Source organism: Proteiniphilum sp. UBA1028 (assembly GCF_002316955.1).
Taxonomy (GTDB): Bacteria; Bacteroidota; Bacteroidia; order Bacteroidales; family Dysgonomonadaceae; genus Proteiniphilum.
In genome coordinates this window covers 20,558-40,906 of record NZ_DCEN01000035.1, presented here as the reverse complement: position 1 = coordinate 40,906, position 20,349 = coordinate 20,558, and the positions used below count along the sequence as shown (strand labels likewise).

Annotated in this window: 11 protein-coding genes; all 11 read right to left on the bottom strand. The window is 40.0% G+C overall.

The window, feature by feature from the left end; translation table 11 throughout:
* Positions 1 to 1,505 (bottom strand): glycoside hydrolase family 127 protein (locus tag B3Z75_RS05505; RefSeq protein WP_294068481.1); only part of this gene is annotated, 1,505 nt, incomplete at its 3' end.
* Positions 1,506 to 1,605: 100 nt separating this feature from the next.
* On the bottom strand, positions 1,606 to 3,210 hold the full coding sequence (locus B3Z75_RS05500) for a hypothetical protein (RefSeq protein ID WP_294068479.1): 1,605 nt from the start codon (positions 3,208 to 3,210) through the stop codon (positions 1,606 to 1,608).
* 6 nt (positions 3,211 to 3,216) lie between these two features.
* Positions 3,217 to 5,226: a glycoside hydrolase family 97 protein gene (locus B3Z75_RS05495; RefSeq protein ID WP_294068477.1), complete on the bottom strand. Its 2,010-nt coding sequence runs from the start codon at positions 5,224 to 5,226 to the stop codon at positions 3,217 to 3,219.
* 23 nt (positions 5,227 to 5,249) lie between these two features.
* Entirely contained in the window at positions 5,250 to 6,689 is a 1,440-nt protein-coding gene (locus B3Z75_RS05490) for an endo-polygalacturonase (protein WP_294068475.1), read from the bottom strand.
* Between the two features lie 41 nt (positions 6,690 to 6,730).
* Positions 6,731 to 8,053, bottom strand: coding sequence for an alginate lyase family protein (locus tag B3Z75_RS05485; RefSeq protein WP_294068473.1), 1,323 nt, complete (start codon positions 8,051 to 8,053; stop codon positions 6,731 to 6,733).
* Between the two features lie 153 nt (positions 8,054 to 8,206).
* Positions 8,207 to 10,549 (bottom strand): GH92 family glycosyl hydrolase, encoded by a 2,343-nt coding sequence (locus B3Z75_RS05480; RefSeq protein ID WP_294068471.1) that lies wholly within the window; start codon positions 10,547 to 10,549, stop codon positions 8,207 to 8,209.
* Positions 10,550 to 10,575: 26 nt separating this feature from the next.
* On the bottom strand, positions 10,576 to 12,465 hold the full coding sequence (locus B3Z75_RS05475) for a glycoside hydrolase family 97 protein (protein ID WP_294068469.1): 1,890 nt from the start codon (positions 12,463 to 12,465) through the stop codon (positions 10,576 to 10,578).
* Between the two features lie 10 nt (positions 12,466 to 12,475).
* Positions 12,476 to 13,780: a glycoside hydrolase family 88 protein gene (locus B3Z75_RS05470; RefSeq protein WP_414702865.1), complete on the bottom strand. Its 1,305-nt coding sequence runs from the start codon at positions 13,778 to 13,780 to the stop codon at positions 12,476 to 12,478.
* Between the two features lie 72 nt (positions 13,781 to 13,852).
* Positions 13,853 to 15,046 carry an alginate lyase family protein gene (locus B3Z75_RS05465; protein ID WP_294068465.1) on the bottom strand — a complete coding sequence of 398 codons (1,194 nt, stop codon included), beginning with the start codon at positions 15,044 to 15,046 and terminating at the stop codon, positions 13,853 to 13,855.
* 69 nt (positions 15,047 to 15,115) lie between these two features.
* Positions 15,116 to 16,906: a RagB/SusD family nutrient uptake outer membrane protein gene (locus tag B3Z75_RS05460; protein WP_294068463.1), complete on the bottom strand. Its 1,791-nt coding sequence runs from the start codon at positions 16,904 to 16,906 to the stop codon at positions 15,116 to 15,118.
* Between the two features lie 81 nt (positions 16,907 to 16,987).
* Positions 16,988 to 19,987, bottom strand: a complete 3,000-nt coding sequence (locus B3Z75_RS05455) for a SusC/RagA family TonB-linked outer membrane protein (RefSeq protein WP_294068461.1) — start codon at positions 19,985 to 19,987, stop codon at positions 16,988 to 16,990.
* Positions 19,988 to 20,349: the final 362 nt, after the last annotated feature.

Genomic DNA, 20,349 nt, shown 5'->3' with positions numbered 1-20,349 from the left:
TTTACCTTTACCTCCACATTTTGTGTCCATGCAGGATATCGAATCTTTATCGCCAGTTTCACCGGTTTTTCGGCTCCTATATTCATGTTTATTTTACCGTCTTGTGGAAAATCTGTTTCCTGTCGTACTTTCAATCCTTTTTCTTCCCACGTCAGTTCGGACGGAATAAAAAGGTTCACGTACAACGCATCGTCAGCACGGTAATAGATGGCTTCACCATATTTGGCATGATTCTCAAAACCGGTACCTACACAACACCAGAAAGAGTGTTCCGGTGTACTGTACACCTTGTGTGCACCGGACAGTAACGGTAAGAAATAGGCGACCATCCCCGATTCGGGGTCCTGTTGCCCCAGGATATGGTTATAGAGTGCCGTTTCGTAATAATCGGCATACTTAGGGTCGGCATCCCAACAGAACAGGTGGCGGGTCAGTTTCAGCATATTGTTGGTGTTGCAAGTTTCCTGCGTGTAGCCGGTCAGATATTTTGAAATGCTATCCGGAGCAATGAATTTTTCTTTCTGGCTGTTTCCTCCCGTACAGAAAGTTTGATGGTCAACAACACTACTCCAGAAAAAAAAGGCAATATCTTTGGAACGTGTATCGGCCGTTATTTCGTAATTGCGGGCCTCTCCGATCACTTTAGGTATGAATGTGTTGGCATGCTTGTTTGCCAGATTATTTTCTTTTCGAGCCAGGGGGTCAATGACGTCGGCATGATAGAAAAATTCCGCCAATTTTTTATGTTCGGGATTACCCGTGATGGAATATAAGTTGTAGAACGCCTCGTTCACTCCACCAAACTCGTTACGGATCATCAGTTTCCGTTGTTCTTCACTTAATGGCATCAATTTGTCGCAGGCCCATTGAGCCATTTTGGTCACAATATCCAATGCTTTCTCATTGTCGCAATAGAGATACTGGTCAATCAGGCCCGCGTAAATTTTATGCAGTGTGTACCAGGGAGCCCAGACACGCTGTCCGGCAATGTTACGGTTGATCAGATTTTCCGGATAAGCACTCAGATAGCCGTTATAGCCGTTTTCCAACAGCACATTCTGTACTTCTCCCAATCCATTAACCAAGCTATCGGATTTCAGTTTATATGCCTTATCGCCCGTAGAAGCGTATAGATAAGACAATGCAGACAAAATATGCCCCGTGGAATGTCCACGCAATTCACAGTCTAATGATTCCCATCCGCCAAGCTTTTTCACGAAAGAATATCCTCCTTCGAGTCCGGCATATGCGCCTGCGGAAGTACGGAAGCTATGTAGTAAACGATCTGTACCCAGCGACATGATCCATTTCGAATCACGTTCCATATTTTGCCTGAACGGAGAATCGAGTAAACGGACATCCTTTAAATCGAAGGCGTATGCTTTTACTTCTCCCTGCAAAGGCAATGTTATCTTTTCCTCGTGCTGACCGGGATAAACCGATTGCGCCATTGCGGCCGCGAAAAAAACTGTTATACAAAGAAAGGTTAGTACTGCTTTATTCATTGTTTTATCTTATTTCGTTTTCTACATTGGCAAGTTGTGAATCTGGAATGGGTCACAAAATAACGCCAGACGAGCACTTCAGTTACATGCCTTACTTGATTCACTTAGTTATATAAAAGCTGCGTTCCACAGGTTCCGCGGATTGTATTTTATCTTTCAAACCGTACTGCCATGCTACTACCGTAACTTTTAACGGGTATTTGGCCCGGGGGGGAATTGGGGTAAAAACCAGCTTGTTTCCCGTAATTTCGGCAGGTCCTTCCTTCACGTAATAGGATACATCCAAACCTTGGTCACTCACGGCATCCAGTATTATCCATTCCGTTCCTTGCGACACATCCGCCAGTCCGGGAAACAGGATATACTGTCTTTCACCTTTTGTCAAAGGGAACGGAATTTTTAAATAGATTTGTTGAACCGCACTTTTATACGTGTTATCTGCCGGGCCCTGTGCATAAAGACATATCCCACCGGTCCGTTTTATGTTATTGAATCCCATTCTATAAAAGCGTAATACAAAAGTGGTGTCATTTACTTTCTCCACAGGGCCATTCACCTTGTGTATCTGTATTTTTCCCTTGGAGTGATCTTGAGCCGGTTTTGAATGCCGGGCATCCGAATAGACCGCCGAAAGAGTAAAGGTGAGGTCATTGCCAATATTTGGCGTAAAGTCGTATTGGGAATGGCTGTCTTCATCGAAATCGAGCCACTTTCCCTCTGAAAGGAAGCTGATATACTGTTTTTTTCTATCGGGAATCTCTTTATAATAATTCTCTGTCACCTCAGCCATTTCTTTGTCGAAATACCAGAAAGCATCGTGTTTATCTCCTTTATAATCGGTATACGCTGCAGGATTCGATCGTTTTTGCCGGTTTTCATGCCAACGTTCGGCAAGCCATCCCTTTTTGGGGTCCAGTTTTATCAGCTCTGCGGGTTCATCCAACGATTGATTTTCCGGCAACCGGTATTGCGCCGCCTTTCGCAGGAAGAGCGTGATATAATCCACGACCTTGTCCGACACGTCGAAATGCCCTTGTCCCCGATCACCCAAAAAAGAGATACAACTTTCGGGGTACATCATTCGAAAAGCCAAGGCCGGATTCACGCGCGCTTCCCACCATTCATATTCCCCTTCTATCATCAGTCCGGGGATGCCGTCAATATTCCGTGTCCTGCCCCATTCGAGATTTTCCCCTCCATATCCTGTCAGATTCGTCCGGGGGGCATCGCCTTTATAAGAGACGACGGCCAATGTCCGCATGGGATTCCAGGCTGCAAAATTCCACGGGAAAGTGGCCATGGCCGAATGGCCTAAAGGAACTATCGGTGCATATCCGATCTCGTGATAACCGCTTGTCTCTGCCAGATCTGCCAGCATCTTGTCAAAAATATCCTGGCAGCCGTTTGTAACATCCCACTGATAATCGATTCCGGGGGCAATCCATATGATGCCAAAATCAAGTTCCGACATCGCCTCCCGGAATCGGGGATGATCGAAAAGCGTCTCTTCACACATATTCTGCTGGCTAACCACAACCGCTTTTACTTGTTTGCAATCGGGGGGAATCCATAAAAAAGCATCGGGATGATCTTTTGTTTCACTGGAAACGTAGCCATCGAGCTTCACCGACCACTGGTATACACCGGCTTTCGTTGAAACAGTGCATAACAAGAGCAACATCAAGAGCAAACGATATTTTTTCATGCGATGTTACAACAGCTGATTTTTCCGGTATCGTTTGTATCTTTTCAACTCTTCCTTGCCGGCTGGTGTAAGATGAATTGCGCATCCGCCGCTTGCTTTCAAGTGAAACGACAGGTCGGTATGACTATCTACAATCACCCGTGTGACACGGACATTCGTTCTTGTCTGCACCGTTTCGTCATCCGTATACAGGTTGGCAACATATTTCTTCCCGTTATCTAAAAAGCTGAGCGAGGTGCTGATTTTTCTCTCCTCGTTGTTTGTCAGCGATCCTACAAACCATTCTTCCCCACTTCTTCGGGCAATGGTCACATACTCTCCAACTTCACCATCCAGCACTTTGGTATCATCCCATACGGTTTTCACCTTGTCGAAAAACTCGATTTCCGGTTCTCCCTGATAAGCCGAGGGTTGGTCATACCAGTACAAAAATTGCAAGGGACTGTAATATACTGCCGCCATGGCCAGTTGATGCGCATGGGTCGTTTTAAGACGCTTATCATAGTAACAGATGGTGTAGTCTGCAGCTCCCGACAAGAAGCGGGTGAAGGGCAAAATAACATTATGGGTGGCATCGGGAAATTCTTCATTTCCTCTGATACCCTCCTGCGTCAGCAGATTGGGATAAGTACGGCTGAACCCTGTGGGGCGGTATTCATCGTGAATATCGACCATGATCTCATATTCAGCGCATTTTCGGATGGCATCATGCAACCAGGTGGACCAATGTTGATTGCCGATTTGCACAAAACCGAACTTGATTCCTTTTAATCCCCATTTCCGATAAAGCGGAAGTAGTTCGTCCAACTGCTGTACCAGTGCACGTTGGTTGACGTACACCCATACGCCGATTCCTTTAGATGTCGCGTAATTGATCAACTTCGGCATATCCAAATCACGATTATCCGCGACAGAAGTGGCGTCTGAACTCATCAACACTTCGGAGCCATACCAACCGGAATCAAGATGGATGTATTGCAAGCCACGTTCTGCAGCAAAGTCGACGCACTTTATCGCATCGGCCTGGGTAAGCCTCGTAACACGAATTACCTTGCCGGGGTTGATCCATGAGGTCTCTTTGATCTCATTCTCTGGATTCAGGTTCATGACAAGATTATTATTCTCAATCAGTTCAGTTGCTTTTTCGGCTGACATGATTACGCGCCAGGGCGTGGCATAGGGGGTAATGACATCTACCGAACTGTACAACGAAGTCTGTAAGGTATTCTCTTTTACCAAACGGAATTTCATGCGGGCATAATCAACCATATCCGCCTCCAGCAGTGCAACTGTCAACCCGTTGGGCAGCTTCATCGTCAGGGGACGCTCACTTTCATCTTTCCAATCGTTCAAGGACAGTAGTTCATAAGGCCCTTGTGCCCAACGTTCATAATACGCCGATGTACGTTCAGGCAGGGTAAACTGTGTCTGCTCTCCCACAATATGGAGAAACAAACCGTTGGTGGCCTCGGGAAAGAAATAACGGAAAGCAACACCTTCATCGTAAGCCCTGACAATGAAATTCATATAATAGTACTGTCTTTTGTCGTAGGCTTGTCCGTGTCCGGCCGCAGAGGCGGTTGAATTACCTTCCGTTTCCGGAGCACCTCCTTTTTGAAACTTCAGCACCAGTTCGTTGTAATGATCTTTAACTTCCTCTCTTTCACCATAAACCGGGCGCCATGTTTCATCAACTGTTTTGTCTTCGACAGCGGTGAGCGAAAGATTTTCACCCCATAGCTTACTGGTATCATTCGGAATTGCCAACGCCGATTCGAAAAGTTGATTCTCGATGAGCAGGCCGAGCTCAGATTCTTCAATCACTGTTTTTCCTTTATACGACAGCGTATAATACATCTGCTTGCGTTCGTCGGGAAACTGTTTCTGGTAAAACGTGAAAAGATAATGGCCATCGGGCGAAAGAAGCTGTTTCCTGGTATCTTCCAGGATAGACTGCGCTCCGGCTTTAGGCAGGGCTGCTATCAATAGCAAGATAAATATACATTTTCTCATCATGGGAATAGGATTATTTCATTTAATTACTCAATAAACGAGACCCCTTTAACATGTTCTCCGATAAAAATACGCGCCATATCACTGGTTTTATACCAGGCCGGTTTACCCGGCATATTGTCAGTAATAAGTCTTCCGTTTATTTTCAGGTTTTCGAAGGTGACATTTTTCACCATTCTGTCGCTGTTGTAACCTGCAACGATCGATAATTCAGCATTACTGCCATTATAATTTATATTTTTAAAATGCACGTTTTCGATTCCCATACCGGGGGCTTCGCAATATTTTTCATTATAAAAGATACGGATGTTAAAGAGTTGCCCCTGACGGAAATCTTCAATTCTGATATCTTCAAACAGCACGTTGCGAATGATGTTGTTGTCACCACCATTAATGGCAAGACAACCCTGATAATCGAGCTGTGCTTCCTTGTGATCCAGAATGTCAATGTTCCGATAGACCAGGTCCTCAATAATATCAAAGTTTTGTGCATTGCCATGTATACCAATCATGATGGGGTGCGCCACATCAGCCCACAGGGTAGAATTTTCCATCACAATATTGCGGCACCCCCCTTCGAACCCTTTTCGTGTAGCATACACCGTTGTACAGTCATCTGAATTGCGGCAGAATACACGATCAAAAAAGACGTTGTTACTGGCAAAAACATTCAGACCATCTCCCCATCCATAGTAGCTGATACTTTTCACATTCCGGATGGTCACTCTGTCCGAGCCTCCCGTTGCACACTGTGTGGTAAAGATTCCCTCCACTCCGATATTCTTCGAGTTGGCAATATGTACGCCCATTTTGACGGTATGTTCCACCATGCCGCTGCCTATCACGTTTACATTTTCGGCATTTTGTATCAGCAACTGTCCCCGAAGAATGGCTCCCCCGTCAATATAGACTGTCTTGTTGGAAGGAACTTCGAATTTGTTGTCCTCGAATTCATGGATACCGGGGCCAAAGAATATCACATCCGGATCGTTCCTGTCCGGTATATTTTCTATCATCGGGTTGGCAAAGAGATGCAGATTATGGAAAATATCATCATTTACTTCTACCGATAGATTACGTGGCTGATCCAGTTTAAAAGTCAGTCTGTTTCCTTCAACTGTTGGTTCTATTCCATAAGAAAGGGGTCTAATTCTGGTTTTTCTAATAGGTCCGTTGTTGAACGTAACAGACACTTCCACTTCTCCCGAAAAATCGAAATAAGCCATAGATGCCTCTTCCACATGATGTTTTGTTTCGCGGACTTCGTCTACTTTTATAAGGTGGTTCGGCACCTCCATCCACTCTTTACCGGCTTGCCTAACACGAACTGAAAAATTCTGGTTAAGTAACGCACCCTGTGGAGCGGTATATGTTACCAGTTTGTCATATGAATATAAAGAGACTGAAAATATTAACAATAAGAATAGTATTGTTGCAAACTTAACATTCAAAACATCTCTTTTCATAATACATCCACTTTATCGTGATCAAAATTTAGTGAATTAAACTAATCCAATGCAAACATCAAAGTTCCAAAACCGAGATGATCATATCCCCCACTGTTAGGCCCGTAGTCACCACCTCCTCCTTCGGGTTGAGTCTGCTGTACACCCATTGCGGTATAGGTTGCTGCCAATTTTTTCACTTTTGTGTAGTGATAGTAAGCCGCTGTCCAAATTGGGCGTACTCCCCCACGACCGGACGAACTAATAGCAGTATGAGTCTCGGATTGTGCACAGTTGACCGCATAATATCGTGTATATGCTTCGAAAGGAACATCAAGTTGAGCAACATTATATTTTGCAGTGTATTCAGTAGCTTTTAAGACTCTGTTGTTATCCAATCCATAAAAGTCGTCTCCCTGGTTCCAAGTCAACTTGCAAATTGTGCCCAACAAACCTATTACCATCAAAGAATGCCCTTGATCTCTACCACTTTCCTGTAATTGAGCTAATCCGGCGTTTTCATCTTTAAAAACATGATTGATGGCTTTGAAAAAATTGCCGTTACCATTTCCTTTTTGTAAATAATTAACCGCATAATTATACATGCTTCGGTTATCTGTCAAAACACTGATTGCAATCACTGATGCAAGATTGCAAAGATCCCAATTAGCCCAATAATGCGAGTCACAAGTTCCCCAATGCGATTTTAAAAAATCCATATTCAGATTGTAAAAAACATCTATCATCCATTGCTTGTACGATTCTAAATCTTTTACTGCCCAACCTGCATAATCTCTTAATAGCTCTGCGGCTATGGCGAACTGATATCCATAAATACCAGCTGCCAAAGCAGTATTTGAATTACCGCTAATTCTTTCACAGGTGCTTGCCCATGAATTAAGAATATTGATCCCTGCTTGTGCAAATGAGTCATCACCACTGATTCTCCATCTTAACGCCAATTGATAAGCTGCTGCAGCATCGTTCATTGCCCGACTATAATTATCAGGCTCCGGTTCTTCACGACTATTACCGCCTCGAATCAATTTCACAACGGGATTTGCTTTCCATGTAGCTTGGGCCCTGGGATTGCTGGTAAGTTTATTCCAACCGGACAGCCATGGCTCTTCACCTGCTGATATCTTTTGACGAACGCGCTTGAAATCTTCTTCGGTATGTAAACCTCCCCGCTTCATTGGAACAGAGGGTGTCAACGTATCAATATATGTCATCTCAGGATCTGGGTCAGGACCAGGAGGAGTAACAGATGAGCCTTCTTCATTATTCCCAGACTCTTTCGCGCACATGGTAAAACCGGTTAGTAACCCTATGATTAACAGAGACAGTGCCCTTGTTCTTATAATTGCAATTGTTTTCTTATTCATATTTTTATCTTCGTCAATGATTAATAGATCCAGCAATTGTCCAAATTCAGACTTGCTAAAAACACCATTGAGATCAATTAAGTACCAAATATTCAGTATTTAAGATCTGTATTTTCCTGTTTCACAATATATCACTTCGTCTATATTATATCCTTATTCCGGTAATGTAATGATCGGCGAAGGTATTATACCCCATTTTTTATTGGGTTTGGGACCAAGTTCCAATTCAAGTATACCGCCATTGGCAAATTCATGATGATAGAACCAACAACGATTCACCGGTTTATCATTAAGTTTGCTTTTTTGTATATACATGTTCTTTTCGGGATCATTTTTGGTTTGGATAATAAATGTTTTTCCCGGATAATAGTCATTATTCAGATATATAGTCACCTTTTCAAATAGAGGCGTCGTGATTTCATAAATAGGATTTGCAGCTGCGCCACCATTCATTTCAAACAGACCGATACCCATCAGTACACCCAATGCTCCCATCTGTCCCTGATCTTCGTCATCCTTATAACCTCCGTATGGTGTAATATCGTCATATTCATCTTTTACACGACGCACCCAATACTGCGTTAACCATGGTGCACCGGCATAATTAAACATATGTGCCATTCCGGTTCCGGGCTGGTTGCCATAATCAGTCCAATTTGCGTTTTCGTCCCGTTCTCGTGGATTTCGCAGGAACCCTTTCGAGGCTGACCGTTCAAAAGCTTTGTTAAGTCGATCAACAAAATGCTTGTTACCACCCATCAGTTGAATAATCCCGGCCATATCATGTGGTACAAAATAGGAGTAGATCGCGGCATTGCTCTCACAAAATCCTTTTAATGCCAGCGGATCGAATTCATCAATCCAGGAACCGTTTTTATTTCTGGGGTGAATATATCCCGATGCAGGATTCCAGAGATTACGATAGTTTTGTGAGCGTTTCATAAAGAAACGGTAATCCTCTTCGTTGCCCATTGTTTTGGCTATTTGTGCCAGTGACCAGTCTTGATAGGAGTATTCCATGGTCATCGCGGCAGAAGCCTCACTGTGGATAGTGACAGACGGCCGATCTTGTGGTACATAACCCAGGTCCACGTAATAATCCATGCCTCCACCTGTGGCTCGTTTACGGTGTTCGTATCCTGAATGGTCGCGCGTACCGCCCGGGAAAGCGTTCTTGCGCAATCCTTCATACATGAGCTCGGAACTGTAATTACGAATACCTTTGTTATAGGCCGTAGCGAAAAATGGAGTGGAAGGATCGCCGATCATGACAAAGGTATAATTTCCTCCCGACGGCCCGCGTGGGATTAATCCTCCATTTTGGTACATATCTACCATCGTATTACAAAAAGCATCCATTACTTCCGGATAAGCCATCGACCAAAGAATATTAAGAGACCAGTGGCTACCCCACCAAGCGTCAAAATTGAGATGGGGGAAAAGAGGTTTCCCTTTATTATCTAACCGCACTTGGCGAACACGTGGATAATCACCCGTCATATCCATATATTTCCCGTCGATATCACTTAGTGTACGACGTCCAAGCAGCGCATGCCACAGGTCAGTATATAGTTTTACTTTCCGTTCGTAAGTACCGCCTTTCACTTCAATACGGCTAAGCATTTCGTTCCATTCATCATACGATTCCTGCTTTACTTTATCAAAATCCCAATGCGGTATTTCATCACGAAGATTCTTTTGTGCCTGCTCCACACTGACGTAGGAAATACCAACTTTGAAGCGGATAATTTCGCCTTTCGCCGTACTGTAATGAACTGCCATTCCTGAGTTATGACCCGATATACGTTCGGGATTGATTGATTTACGTACCAGGGTGCTGTCTTTCCACATCCGTATATCATTGAATGGTTTATTAAATTCCATATAAAAGTAAACTGGAGTGTCCTTTGGCCGTCTACCTGTACGTTCCATGATTTCGTAACCCGCAATCTCAGTATCAGTCACTTTCCAGGCCTCGGCGTGTGCTTTAGGACCATGTGCCAGGTAAGCACCGATATCTATCAGGATATAGGACTCGTCACTTTCTGGAAAGGTATATTGATGAAAACCTACTCGGGTGGAAGAAGTCAGTTCTGCCCATACATCATAATCCGAGAGGTACACTTTATGATATCCCGGTTTGGCAATTTCTCCTTCGTGGGTAAACTTCGATTGATAAATATCCATTCCTTTGTGCCCTTTGAATTCACCCACTGTGGGCATAACGGCCACGCCCGACATCTGCCAGGCATGAATATGACTGAAACAGCGAATATGTTCACTACCGTACAAATAACCCGAGTTCCATGAAGATTGGGTATCGGTATCTGGACTCAGGTTTACCATACCGAATGGTCTCGATGCCGAACTAAAGAAGAACCAACGTGATTTATAGCTATCGACAAAAGGATTTACCAGATCGACGGGTTTTTGCGCATAAAGTATCTGAGCACTAAGGCACAAAGACAAAAAGAGATATCTGACAAAATAATGCATGTTCGATTTAGATTTTATATCCTATTTCAATCAAGTATCTCCGTTATCATGATCGCTTGTCCGCCTGACGGCTGAAGATTTGCCTCAAGAACCGATTCATGAGTCACTTTTATCCTCTTTATACCAACCTTTGTACGTGTTTTAACTTTTGGATCATCTTCATAAATATGGGCAGTATAGGTTTTTCCCGGTTCAAGGAAATTAAGAGAAGTGAATAATTTGCGCGGTTCGGTATTGGTGATACTTCCTACAAACCAGTCTCTTCCGCTTCGACGTGCCATTGTAATATATTCTGCCGGTACTCCTTCAAGCACTTTGGTATCGTCCCAAACGGTAGGTACTTTATCAAAAAATTCCAGTTCGGGTTCATCCTGACTCTCTGAGGGCTTGTCGTACCAATAGACATATTGCAATGGACTGTAATAGATTACAGACAATGCCAACTGATGCGCAGGAGTAGTACTGAGTAAACGAGCTTTTACTAAACCTTGCGATTTTTCAGGAACATCTTTACCCGAGAAATCCCGACGATAATAACAGATGGTATAATCGGCTGCACCTTGTGTGAAACGGGTGAAAGGTAGGAGTGCGTTGTGTGTGGCATCAGGAAACTCTTCATTTCCACGGATACCTTCCTGGGTCATCAGATTTGGATAAGTCCGACTAAATCCTGTGGGGCGGTATTCATCATGTATATCGACAACTAATCCATACTTGGCACATTTTGCGACCGCCTCATGTAACCATTTGGTCCACAGATGAGAACCTACCTGAACAAATCCAAATTTTAAACCGTCTACTCCCCAGCTTTTATAAAGTGGCAATATTTCATCAAGTTGGTTTGATAAAGCTCGCTGGTTAACATATAAAATCACCTTTTTATTATTTTTTTTCGCATAAGCAATTGCTTCATGCAAATCGAATGCACCATATTTAGAGTTTCGGATCGAATCGAAAGCAACAGTGGTAGCATCCGACTTCCAGTTATTTTCCGGTCCATACCATCCTGAGTCGAAATGAATATACTGTAAATTCCTTTTTACTGCAAAATCAACAACCGCTTTTGCTCCTGCTGTTGACAGGGTAACCTCACGCATCACTTTTCCCGGTGTGATCCACCAAGGATTCTCTATAATGGAAGGAGGATTCAGATTCAACAGAATATCATTATTTTCAATTAGTTCACCGGCCTTTTTCGCTGCCATGAGAACGCGCCACGGAGTAGCAAAAGGAGCAATCTCGTCCACAGAACCATACATTACGTTATTGATGGTGTTGGGTTTGTCTCCCAAAGCAAATTTTGTTCTTACATAATTCACCACTCCCGCTTCGGTAAGCAACAAATAATTATTTTCCGGCAGTTCCAAGACAAGCGGCCGCTCGCTTTCTCCCGGCCATCCATATAAAGGAAGCAACTCGTAAGAAGTTTGTGCCCGGGGAGTATACCAGGCTTTTGTTCCCTCAGGAAGGGTATATTGGGTATATTCATCGGTTATATGAAGATATTCTCCACCTGGAAAAATATATCGAAAAGCAACTCCCTCATCATATGACCGTATTTCTAGCTGTAATGTCCGTCTTTTATTATCATCAGAAACCAGATCAATAACACAACCATTATAATGATCTTTTACTACAGACCGTTCTCCGTATACAGGGTACCACGTCTGATTAACAGTATCCCGGCTTATATTTCCTATTTTTACATTTTCCTTCCATTCACCATTACCATTTATTCCTAATAGTGACGGATAAATAACCCGATTCCCGTTGAAATCGACAGTAAACCATAAATGGTTTTCTTGTTCAAAAACTTTTACAGCATACCTGCTGTCCGGCGATTGTAGTGAAACCTCATTCGCAAACAGGCTATAATAACTGAAAATCGACAGTATAAAAATTTTAATAATTCTCATATTCCTTTTTTTATATTTCTCGTATATAAATTGCAAAACCTCCACTGGGTAATGAGGATAAAAATAGTTTATCTTTATAAGTAACTTTCTTCTTATGCTCAACCATCACACCACTTCCGTCTGACTTATCCTCAAGCTTCTTTAAACGAATCAACGCCTCGATATAATAATAATCGGCATAAATTATTGAAGCATCGATTTCGTACCCGTTGGGTAAATTCCCGGTAGAATGGAGAAGAAAGGAAGTATTAATATTCCTACTCTGGTAATCAGCTGATGATAAGCTAATCAGTATTTTTTCTGCAGCGGAACGATACTTGTTACGTTCTTTACCCTCTGTCAACATAGACATCTCAAGTAATGCAGAAGCGACAATTGCAGCGGCAGAGGCGTCTTTTGGTTCATCAGGAATATTAGGAGCATCAAAATCCCAGTAGGGAATCATATCTTCAGGTAAGCGCTTCAAATATATATCTGCAGCTGTTTGAGCGGTTTTAAGAAAACGAGGGTCTTTTGTTTCACGGTAGGCCATAGTAAATCCATAAATTGCCCATGCTTGACCACGTGCCCACATAGAAGAATCATTATATCCTTGATGGGTAACCCCCTTTATAAATTCTCCGGTTAGATCATTATAGACAATCACATGATAACAACTTCCATCAGGACGAAAATGGTTATTCATTGTGGTTTCTGCATGTTTATAAGCTATGTCATAAAAATACTGCCCACCACCATTCTTAGCTGCCCAGAACAGTAATTCCATATTCATCATGTTGTCGATGATCGTATTGTGCGGCCAATCCATTCGTTGTACCATATTTGGCCATGAAAGAAATGTTCCGACATTGGGATTATAGAGTACAGACACTGAGTCGGCAGCCCGTAACAGGGCATCTTTATACTCCTGAGATTTAGTTAGCCGGTATCCGTTACCAATACTGCAATAAGCGAGAAATCCCACATCATGGCTTCTGGCTTTTCTTGTTGCAGGCGGAATGATGGAATGAGTGAAAGAGTCTGCCTCTGCTCTCCATTTTTCATCGCCTGTGTATTCATAAATATACCAGAGGATACCCGGCCAGAAACCGCTTGTCCATGATCCGGCACGAGTGAAGTGCCATTCATTTTCGCCCGAATTGATATTATTGGGCATACACTCATAGTCAGACGTCAGTGCGAGTGTCTTAGAGACTTGATCAACGCAATAATCGAGGTTTGAATTAACGTTAATCTCACTTTTTTTCTCGCAGGAGATGACGCAAATAAGCAATAAAATCCACTTCAAATAGCATATTTGGTGCAACGTTATCATATGGAATAGAAAAATTAGATTTTCATTTCGATTTATCGATTCTCACCATAAATGCTGGAATAACATGTGGTATTATTCCAATGCAAATAATAGAGTACCATATCCTGGATGATCTGCTGTCCATGGTTGGCCTTCTGGTCGTAACTTTTCGGCTGCCATGCGTATGTAGAATGGATTTAACTTCATCCTTTTGTGATAATGATTTAAGGCGATCTCAAAGACACCTCTCCAATTACCACGATCTTGATCAGCAATTTTTACGTGATGATATTTTCCGGTTCGGTCTAACCATTCATTAAATGGGACGTCAAAACCTAAATTATATTTTGCAGTGTATTCGAAACCTTTCATTAATCGGTTATTCTCTGCACTATATAAATCCAGACCTTGATTATATGCTACTTCACATGCTTCGGCCAAACAACCAAGACCGAACATTGTATGTCCTTGATCGCGTCCGCTTTCCTGGCATTGACCAACCTCATTTATAATGTAGTGGGTCAACCGTCCATTCCCCTCGCCTTTATAATAATAATTGACCGCTCTATCAAACATGCTTTTGTCATTCAGAAAAACTCCGAATGCCATCATTCCCTTGATGCAGGCTGCGTCCCAATTTCCATTTGCAAACGTTGCAAAATTTTCAATTACGGGATAGAAGACATCTCTGACCATTGTTTCAAAAGATGTGATATCTCCATCTTTCCAACCTGCATTTGTATAACGGATGATTTCTGCAGCATTTACGATCAGGAAACCACATAAAGGACTCATCAATTCTTTATCTCTATTGATTATTCCTTTTAATTTACTTGAGTAGCCGTTCATAATTTCAATTGACTTTTCAGCATGTTGTTTATTTCCTGTTATGACCCATTGAATGGCATTGTAATAAGAAGCCAAACAATCATCTTCAAATTCCTTTTTATGCAAATTCGACTCACCAAGCTTTGACCCGGTACGAGAAACAAACTCATATGGGCCATTCATCTTGTAGTTACATGAAGCTCTAAAATCTGTATTAAAAAGCTCATAACCGGATTTCCACGGTTGCCTTTTTTCCGCCACAGTTGTCTTGATCCTTTTTAAAGATTCAGAATTGTGAAGAATTCCGGGATGAATAAAATCCTGAGCTATCAAGTGAACACAAAAAAACAAGGAAACAATTATGATGAAAATCCTATTCATGTTTTGCTTAAAATTTAATATGCCAATCCAGTATGCTCTTACTTCAATATAATCAAATAATTGAGGTTTGTTTCTCATAATATTTATACATATAAAATATTCAAAAGGAAGGGGATTTTATTCCCTTCCTTTTGATAATCGTTCCACTTACCAACCAGGATTATTTATAATCTCATTGCTATTTTCGAGAGAATTGATCCAAGCTAATGGAATAGGTCTTAAGTAATACTTAGTAGCATTTTCTGTTAACTGAGTCTGAATATTACCGACAATATTCATTGTATCCCAATTATACTTCCTTACTCTTTCTATTAACTTCCCAGTCCTTTGAAGATCATTCCAGTGAGAAACTTCTCCAAATAACTCCATGGAACGTTCATTTAATATCATATCAATTGTTACTGTTGTTCCTTCAGGAAATACCAGTGAGTTTGTCACTTTTTCAACTCTTTTTCGTATTGCATTTAAATGTGAAAGTGCATCTGCGTTATTACCCAACTTTAAGGCAGCTTCAGCGGCTATTAAATATGTTTCTGCTAAACGAAAAACATAAATGTCACGTGTACCTGTTGACGCCCCGCTTTCTAAATAATTAGTATTGGCATCTTTAAATTTCCAGACTGGTAAAAATGTTCTACTATTTAGATTTGAAGTTTGATATGAGGTAACGAAATATTCATCTTCTGAATAATCTTCTGGATTACCACTAGGAAAATTATAGACCAAGTATTTCACTTTAGATTTGTCGTTTTCTGTCCAATATTTGAATTTTGGATCGGAAGGTACTGGAAAATAAATCACAGTATCTCCTAATGAAAAGGTTCCTTTAACCGGTTGTACACATTGGAACCAGTTTTTTCCCGTATTTTTCCCGTCTATTGACGTAGCAGGATTTTCATTGAGTGTACTCATAAACGTAACTTCAGCTCTTCGATCTTTTTGCCAATCAAAAAGTAAATATAAATATTTAGTAGGTAGATAAGTCGCATCATCATTACCGTAATAACTATCTTTGGCTAAACCGGGGTATCCTTCCCTATATGGAAATAAAAAGTATTTGGGCATCGAATTACCTATTCCACTAACAGCATCTTTTCCATATTGAACCGAGAAAATGATTTCGTCATTAACTTCAGTGGCTTGCCGATGCACATCTTTAAAATCTTTTAATAATGTATGACCAGATTTAGTTATTATATCTGTTGCATCGTTATAAGCATTCTGAAAATCAGATGCTTCTGCAATAGGTAAATAACCACGGGTTAAATACACCAGTGATCGTAAGTGTTTTGCAGCAGATGCGGACAACCTGCCATAACTATTCCCTGATTGTCTTAAAGGTAAAATAGATATTGCATCATTCAAATCCTTTAAAATTTGGTTATATATTTCTGAAGAAGGAGTTCTCGTCGCTGTTGAAATAGGGCCTTTCGGTTCTTCAAGCATTAATGGTGCATCACCCCAGTTACGTACTATGTGGAACAAGTAAAGAGCTCTAAGAACTTTTGTTTCAGCAACACGTTGTGAAATAATTTTTTCATCCAATCCTTTTACTTTTTCTGCTCTTTCAATAGCTGCATTTACGTTTTTAAGTGATGAGTATAAAGTATTCCAAACATTTTTGACACTTCCGTCGTTTGAATCATAGTTAATAGTATATTGATTCAGATTGTTGGTTGATATAACATTATTTTGAGTAATAATATCAGTACCAAGCCATTGCAAATTCTTAAAATCTTTGCTATCATAAATAGATCTTAAATCTGCATAACAACCATTTATTAATTTTTCGTAACCATCAGCAGTAACAAACAAATTATCCGCTGTCTGGCTAGACCAATTTACTTCATCCAGAAAACCACTACATGCAGTCACTAATGAAATGAGTGTGAAGGATACCAAAAAGTTCCTCAATCTAGAAAATGTTCTGTTTTTCATTTCGTTATATTTTAAATGAAATTACATATTTGAGTTTAAATTATCTTATATAAAAATATCATTCAATTTATTGAGCAATATTTAATTAAAAGTAATATTAAGGCCTAGGAGTGCAGTCATTGACATCCATGAGTCGTTACCGATTGTACTTGAAGGATTTTCTGGGTCAAACCCATTGAAACTAGTAAAAGTAAATGGATTTTGTATTGTAGTATAAACTCTCAATTTATTGATATTAAGCTTATTTAAAATCGATTTCGGCATATTATAACCGAGTGTAATATCAGATATTTTTAAAAAATCACTATTCGTATATACATTCGATGCATTATTTCTATAGGGGCCTTGATTGGAGGGTTGTGCCCAGTCATTGGTCTGGTTTTCAGGAGTCCAATAATTTACTTTTGCATTTTTAAAATTATGTTGGTTACTTTCTCCTGCATAGTAAACCAGGAATTGATTTTTATCCGTAAGACCCGTCCTCCAATACATATGGAACGATAAATCAAAATCTTTATAATTAAACAGGTTAGTCATACCTCCTATCCAATCAGGAGATCTTTTACCATAGATTGTTCTGTCTTTGTCACCATGTATTACCCCATCATTATTAAAATCTCTGACTTTCCACTGCCCTGGAGTTTGTCCATATTTAGCTGCCTCTTCCTTTTCATTTTCTTGCCAAACTCCTATTTCTTCATAGATCCAGTTTATTTTTATTGGCTGACCGATAAACCATTTATTACTGTAATCTCCTTGCATTCCTTCAAGTTGAGGAGAGTATTTACCTAAATCTTCTTTGTATGCCAAGTCTACAATCATATTTTTATTGTAAGCCAATGTAAAATTGGTACTCCAATTAAACTCTTTAGTTTTAATGTTGTTTGTATTTAGAGTCAATTCGAATCCTTTATTCCTAGAAGAACCCACATTCGCCGGGACCGATGAATAACCTGTATGTGTAGCTATTAATTTATTCATAATGAGGTCTGTTGTCAATCTATTGTAATATTCAAGAGATGCTGAAATTCTATTATTAAACAAACCTAAATCCAGACCAACATTATATTCCGAAGTTGTCTCCCAGCCAAGACTTGAATTACCTAATGAGCCTGGAACATTCCCATTCGCCAGATCATTACCAAACATATAATATGTTGTTCCTGAAATATTTGCAGAAGTGGAATAAGGACCGACAGAATCATTTCCTGTAGAACCATAACTAACCCTCAATTTCATATTTGAAATGGTGGATTGGTTTTGCATAAAATCTTCTTGTGTTATCCTCCAAGCAAGCGCAACAGATGGGAACAACGACCATTTATGTCCTTCAGAAAGTTTTGAAGAACCATCATAGCGAGCACTTAAAGTCAATAGATACTTTTCGTTATAATTGTAATTAACTCTTCCTAAGTATGAAAGTAATGATTGTCGCGAATAATTAGAAGTTAATTTATTTACTGTACCGCCACCTAGATTATACCAAAGTGATCTGAATCCTAAGTCCTTTACATCTCCATATAATTCCTCAATTTCATACTGTTGCATACTAATAACACCAGTAAAATCAATCCCATGTACCCCTCTAGTGAAATTATAATTGAGAATATTATCCCACACCCAATTATAATCATTGGTGTTTCTCATATATGCTGTGGGCTTATTAGTGCCTTGCAAAGCTTTACTCCATGTATCCCTAAATCGTCCCTCTCTATCTGATGTCAAATATGGAGCAAAAGAAGTTTTCAATTCTAATCCTTCGATAGGATTAATCCTTAAATATACATTGCCTAATAAATTTAATCCCTTACTTTCTTGTACTATATTATTTTGAGTAATGAAAGGGTTAAAAATTCCATTTGAAGAAAATTTTTTAATTTCTTCTCCTGTAACTAGGCTATATGGGTGCTGCGTTTGTCGAGCACGATGAATATCTTGAAACAAGTCGTTATTTCCTATATTGTTTATATATGTTGTTAAATAAAGTGTACCTCCAAAACCCAAATACTTATTAGTAGAAATATCTATTGAAGATTTTAAATTGTACCGTTTATAATCCTCATACTTCATGAATCCTTCTTCATTATAATATCCAGCTGATAATGCATATTTGGCATGTTCTGTACCACCAGCAGCTGAAATCGAATGATTTGTTTGAATAGCATTTCTAGTCAACGCATTAACCCAATCAAAATAGTTCCGGTCTTGAACAGCTTTAAGCTCTGAGGGATCGGTAAATATTTGTTCATCCGTCTTATAAATTCCTTTATTCTTTGCTCTGTAAGATTCACGAACCATTTGAACCCATTCATCACCATTCATAAACTCTGGCATATTTGTCGGAGATTTTATTCCAAAATACCCATCGTAAGAAATCATTGGCTTACCTAAAGTTCCTCGTTTAGTGCTCACAATAATAACACCATTTGCACCTCTTGAACCATAAATTGCAGTAGCTGAAGCATCTTTAAGAACGTCTATTTTTTCAATATCGATTGGATTTATTAAGCTTAAATCTGATCCAGGTATGCCATCAATGACTACTAAAGGTGCATTAGATTTTGAAATTGAACTTAAACCTCTGATATCCATAGAATATCCTCCACCAGGTTTGTTATTGTTGCGTACAATATTTACACCTGATACGGTTCCCTGGATAGCATTAATCGGATTAAATTTTCCACTTCTTACAATATTTTCAGTTGTAACAGATGAAATAGCTCCTGTTAAATCTGACCTTTTCATTGTTCCATAACCTACAACCACAATTTCATCAAGCAGTTCTGTGTCCTCATTTAAGACAATGTTGTAAGTAGTTCTACCTGTGATAGGAATCTCTTGAGTCTTATATCCAATATAAGAAATCACTAAAGTTCCTTCATTGGGAGCATTTAAGGCAAACTCACCATCTATACCGGTGACAGTACCGATAGAGGTTGACTCTTTCACAAGAATGGTTGCTCCGATTACAGGTTTACCCTGATTATCGGAAACTGTTCCGGTCACTCGTTTTACTTGGGCATTAATCGATGATATACAAATGATTAATCCACATGTTAACAAAAATCTTAACTGTTTCATAAATAATAAAAGGTTTATAATAGATACTTTAACAACTCTTGATGGTTTCTTATTAATAAGTTATTTTCACTAACTCAGTGTTCGGTAAAAAATTCAGTTATAAAAAACCACAAAGGATTAATTCACATTTTATTTACAAATATAAAGATATCACTTGTTAGAGGAATCGTTAAAAAACGAAAAATATGTCTCACACAATCCTTTAGGACAAAATATATACTATATCATTATTATACAATAAATTATACAAAAATGAAAGTTAGTATCGAAAAATTATTTGAGACTCGAAACAAATCATTATAAGTTTATTTTAACATTAAAAGGTCAACAAAGAGGTCGCACTACTGTGACGAAACGAAGCA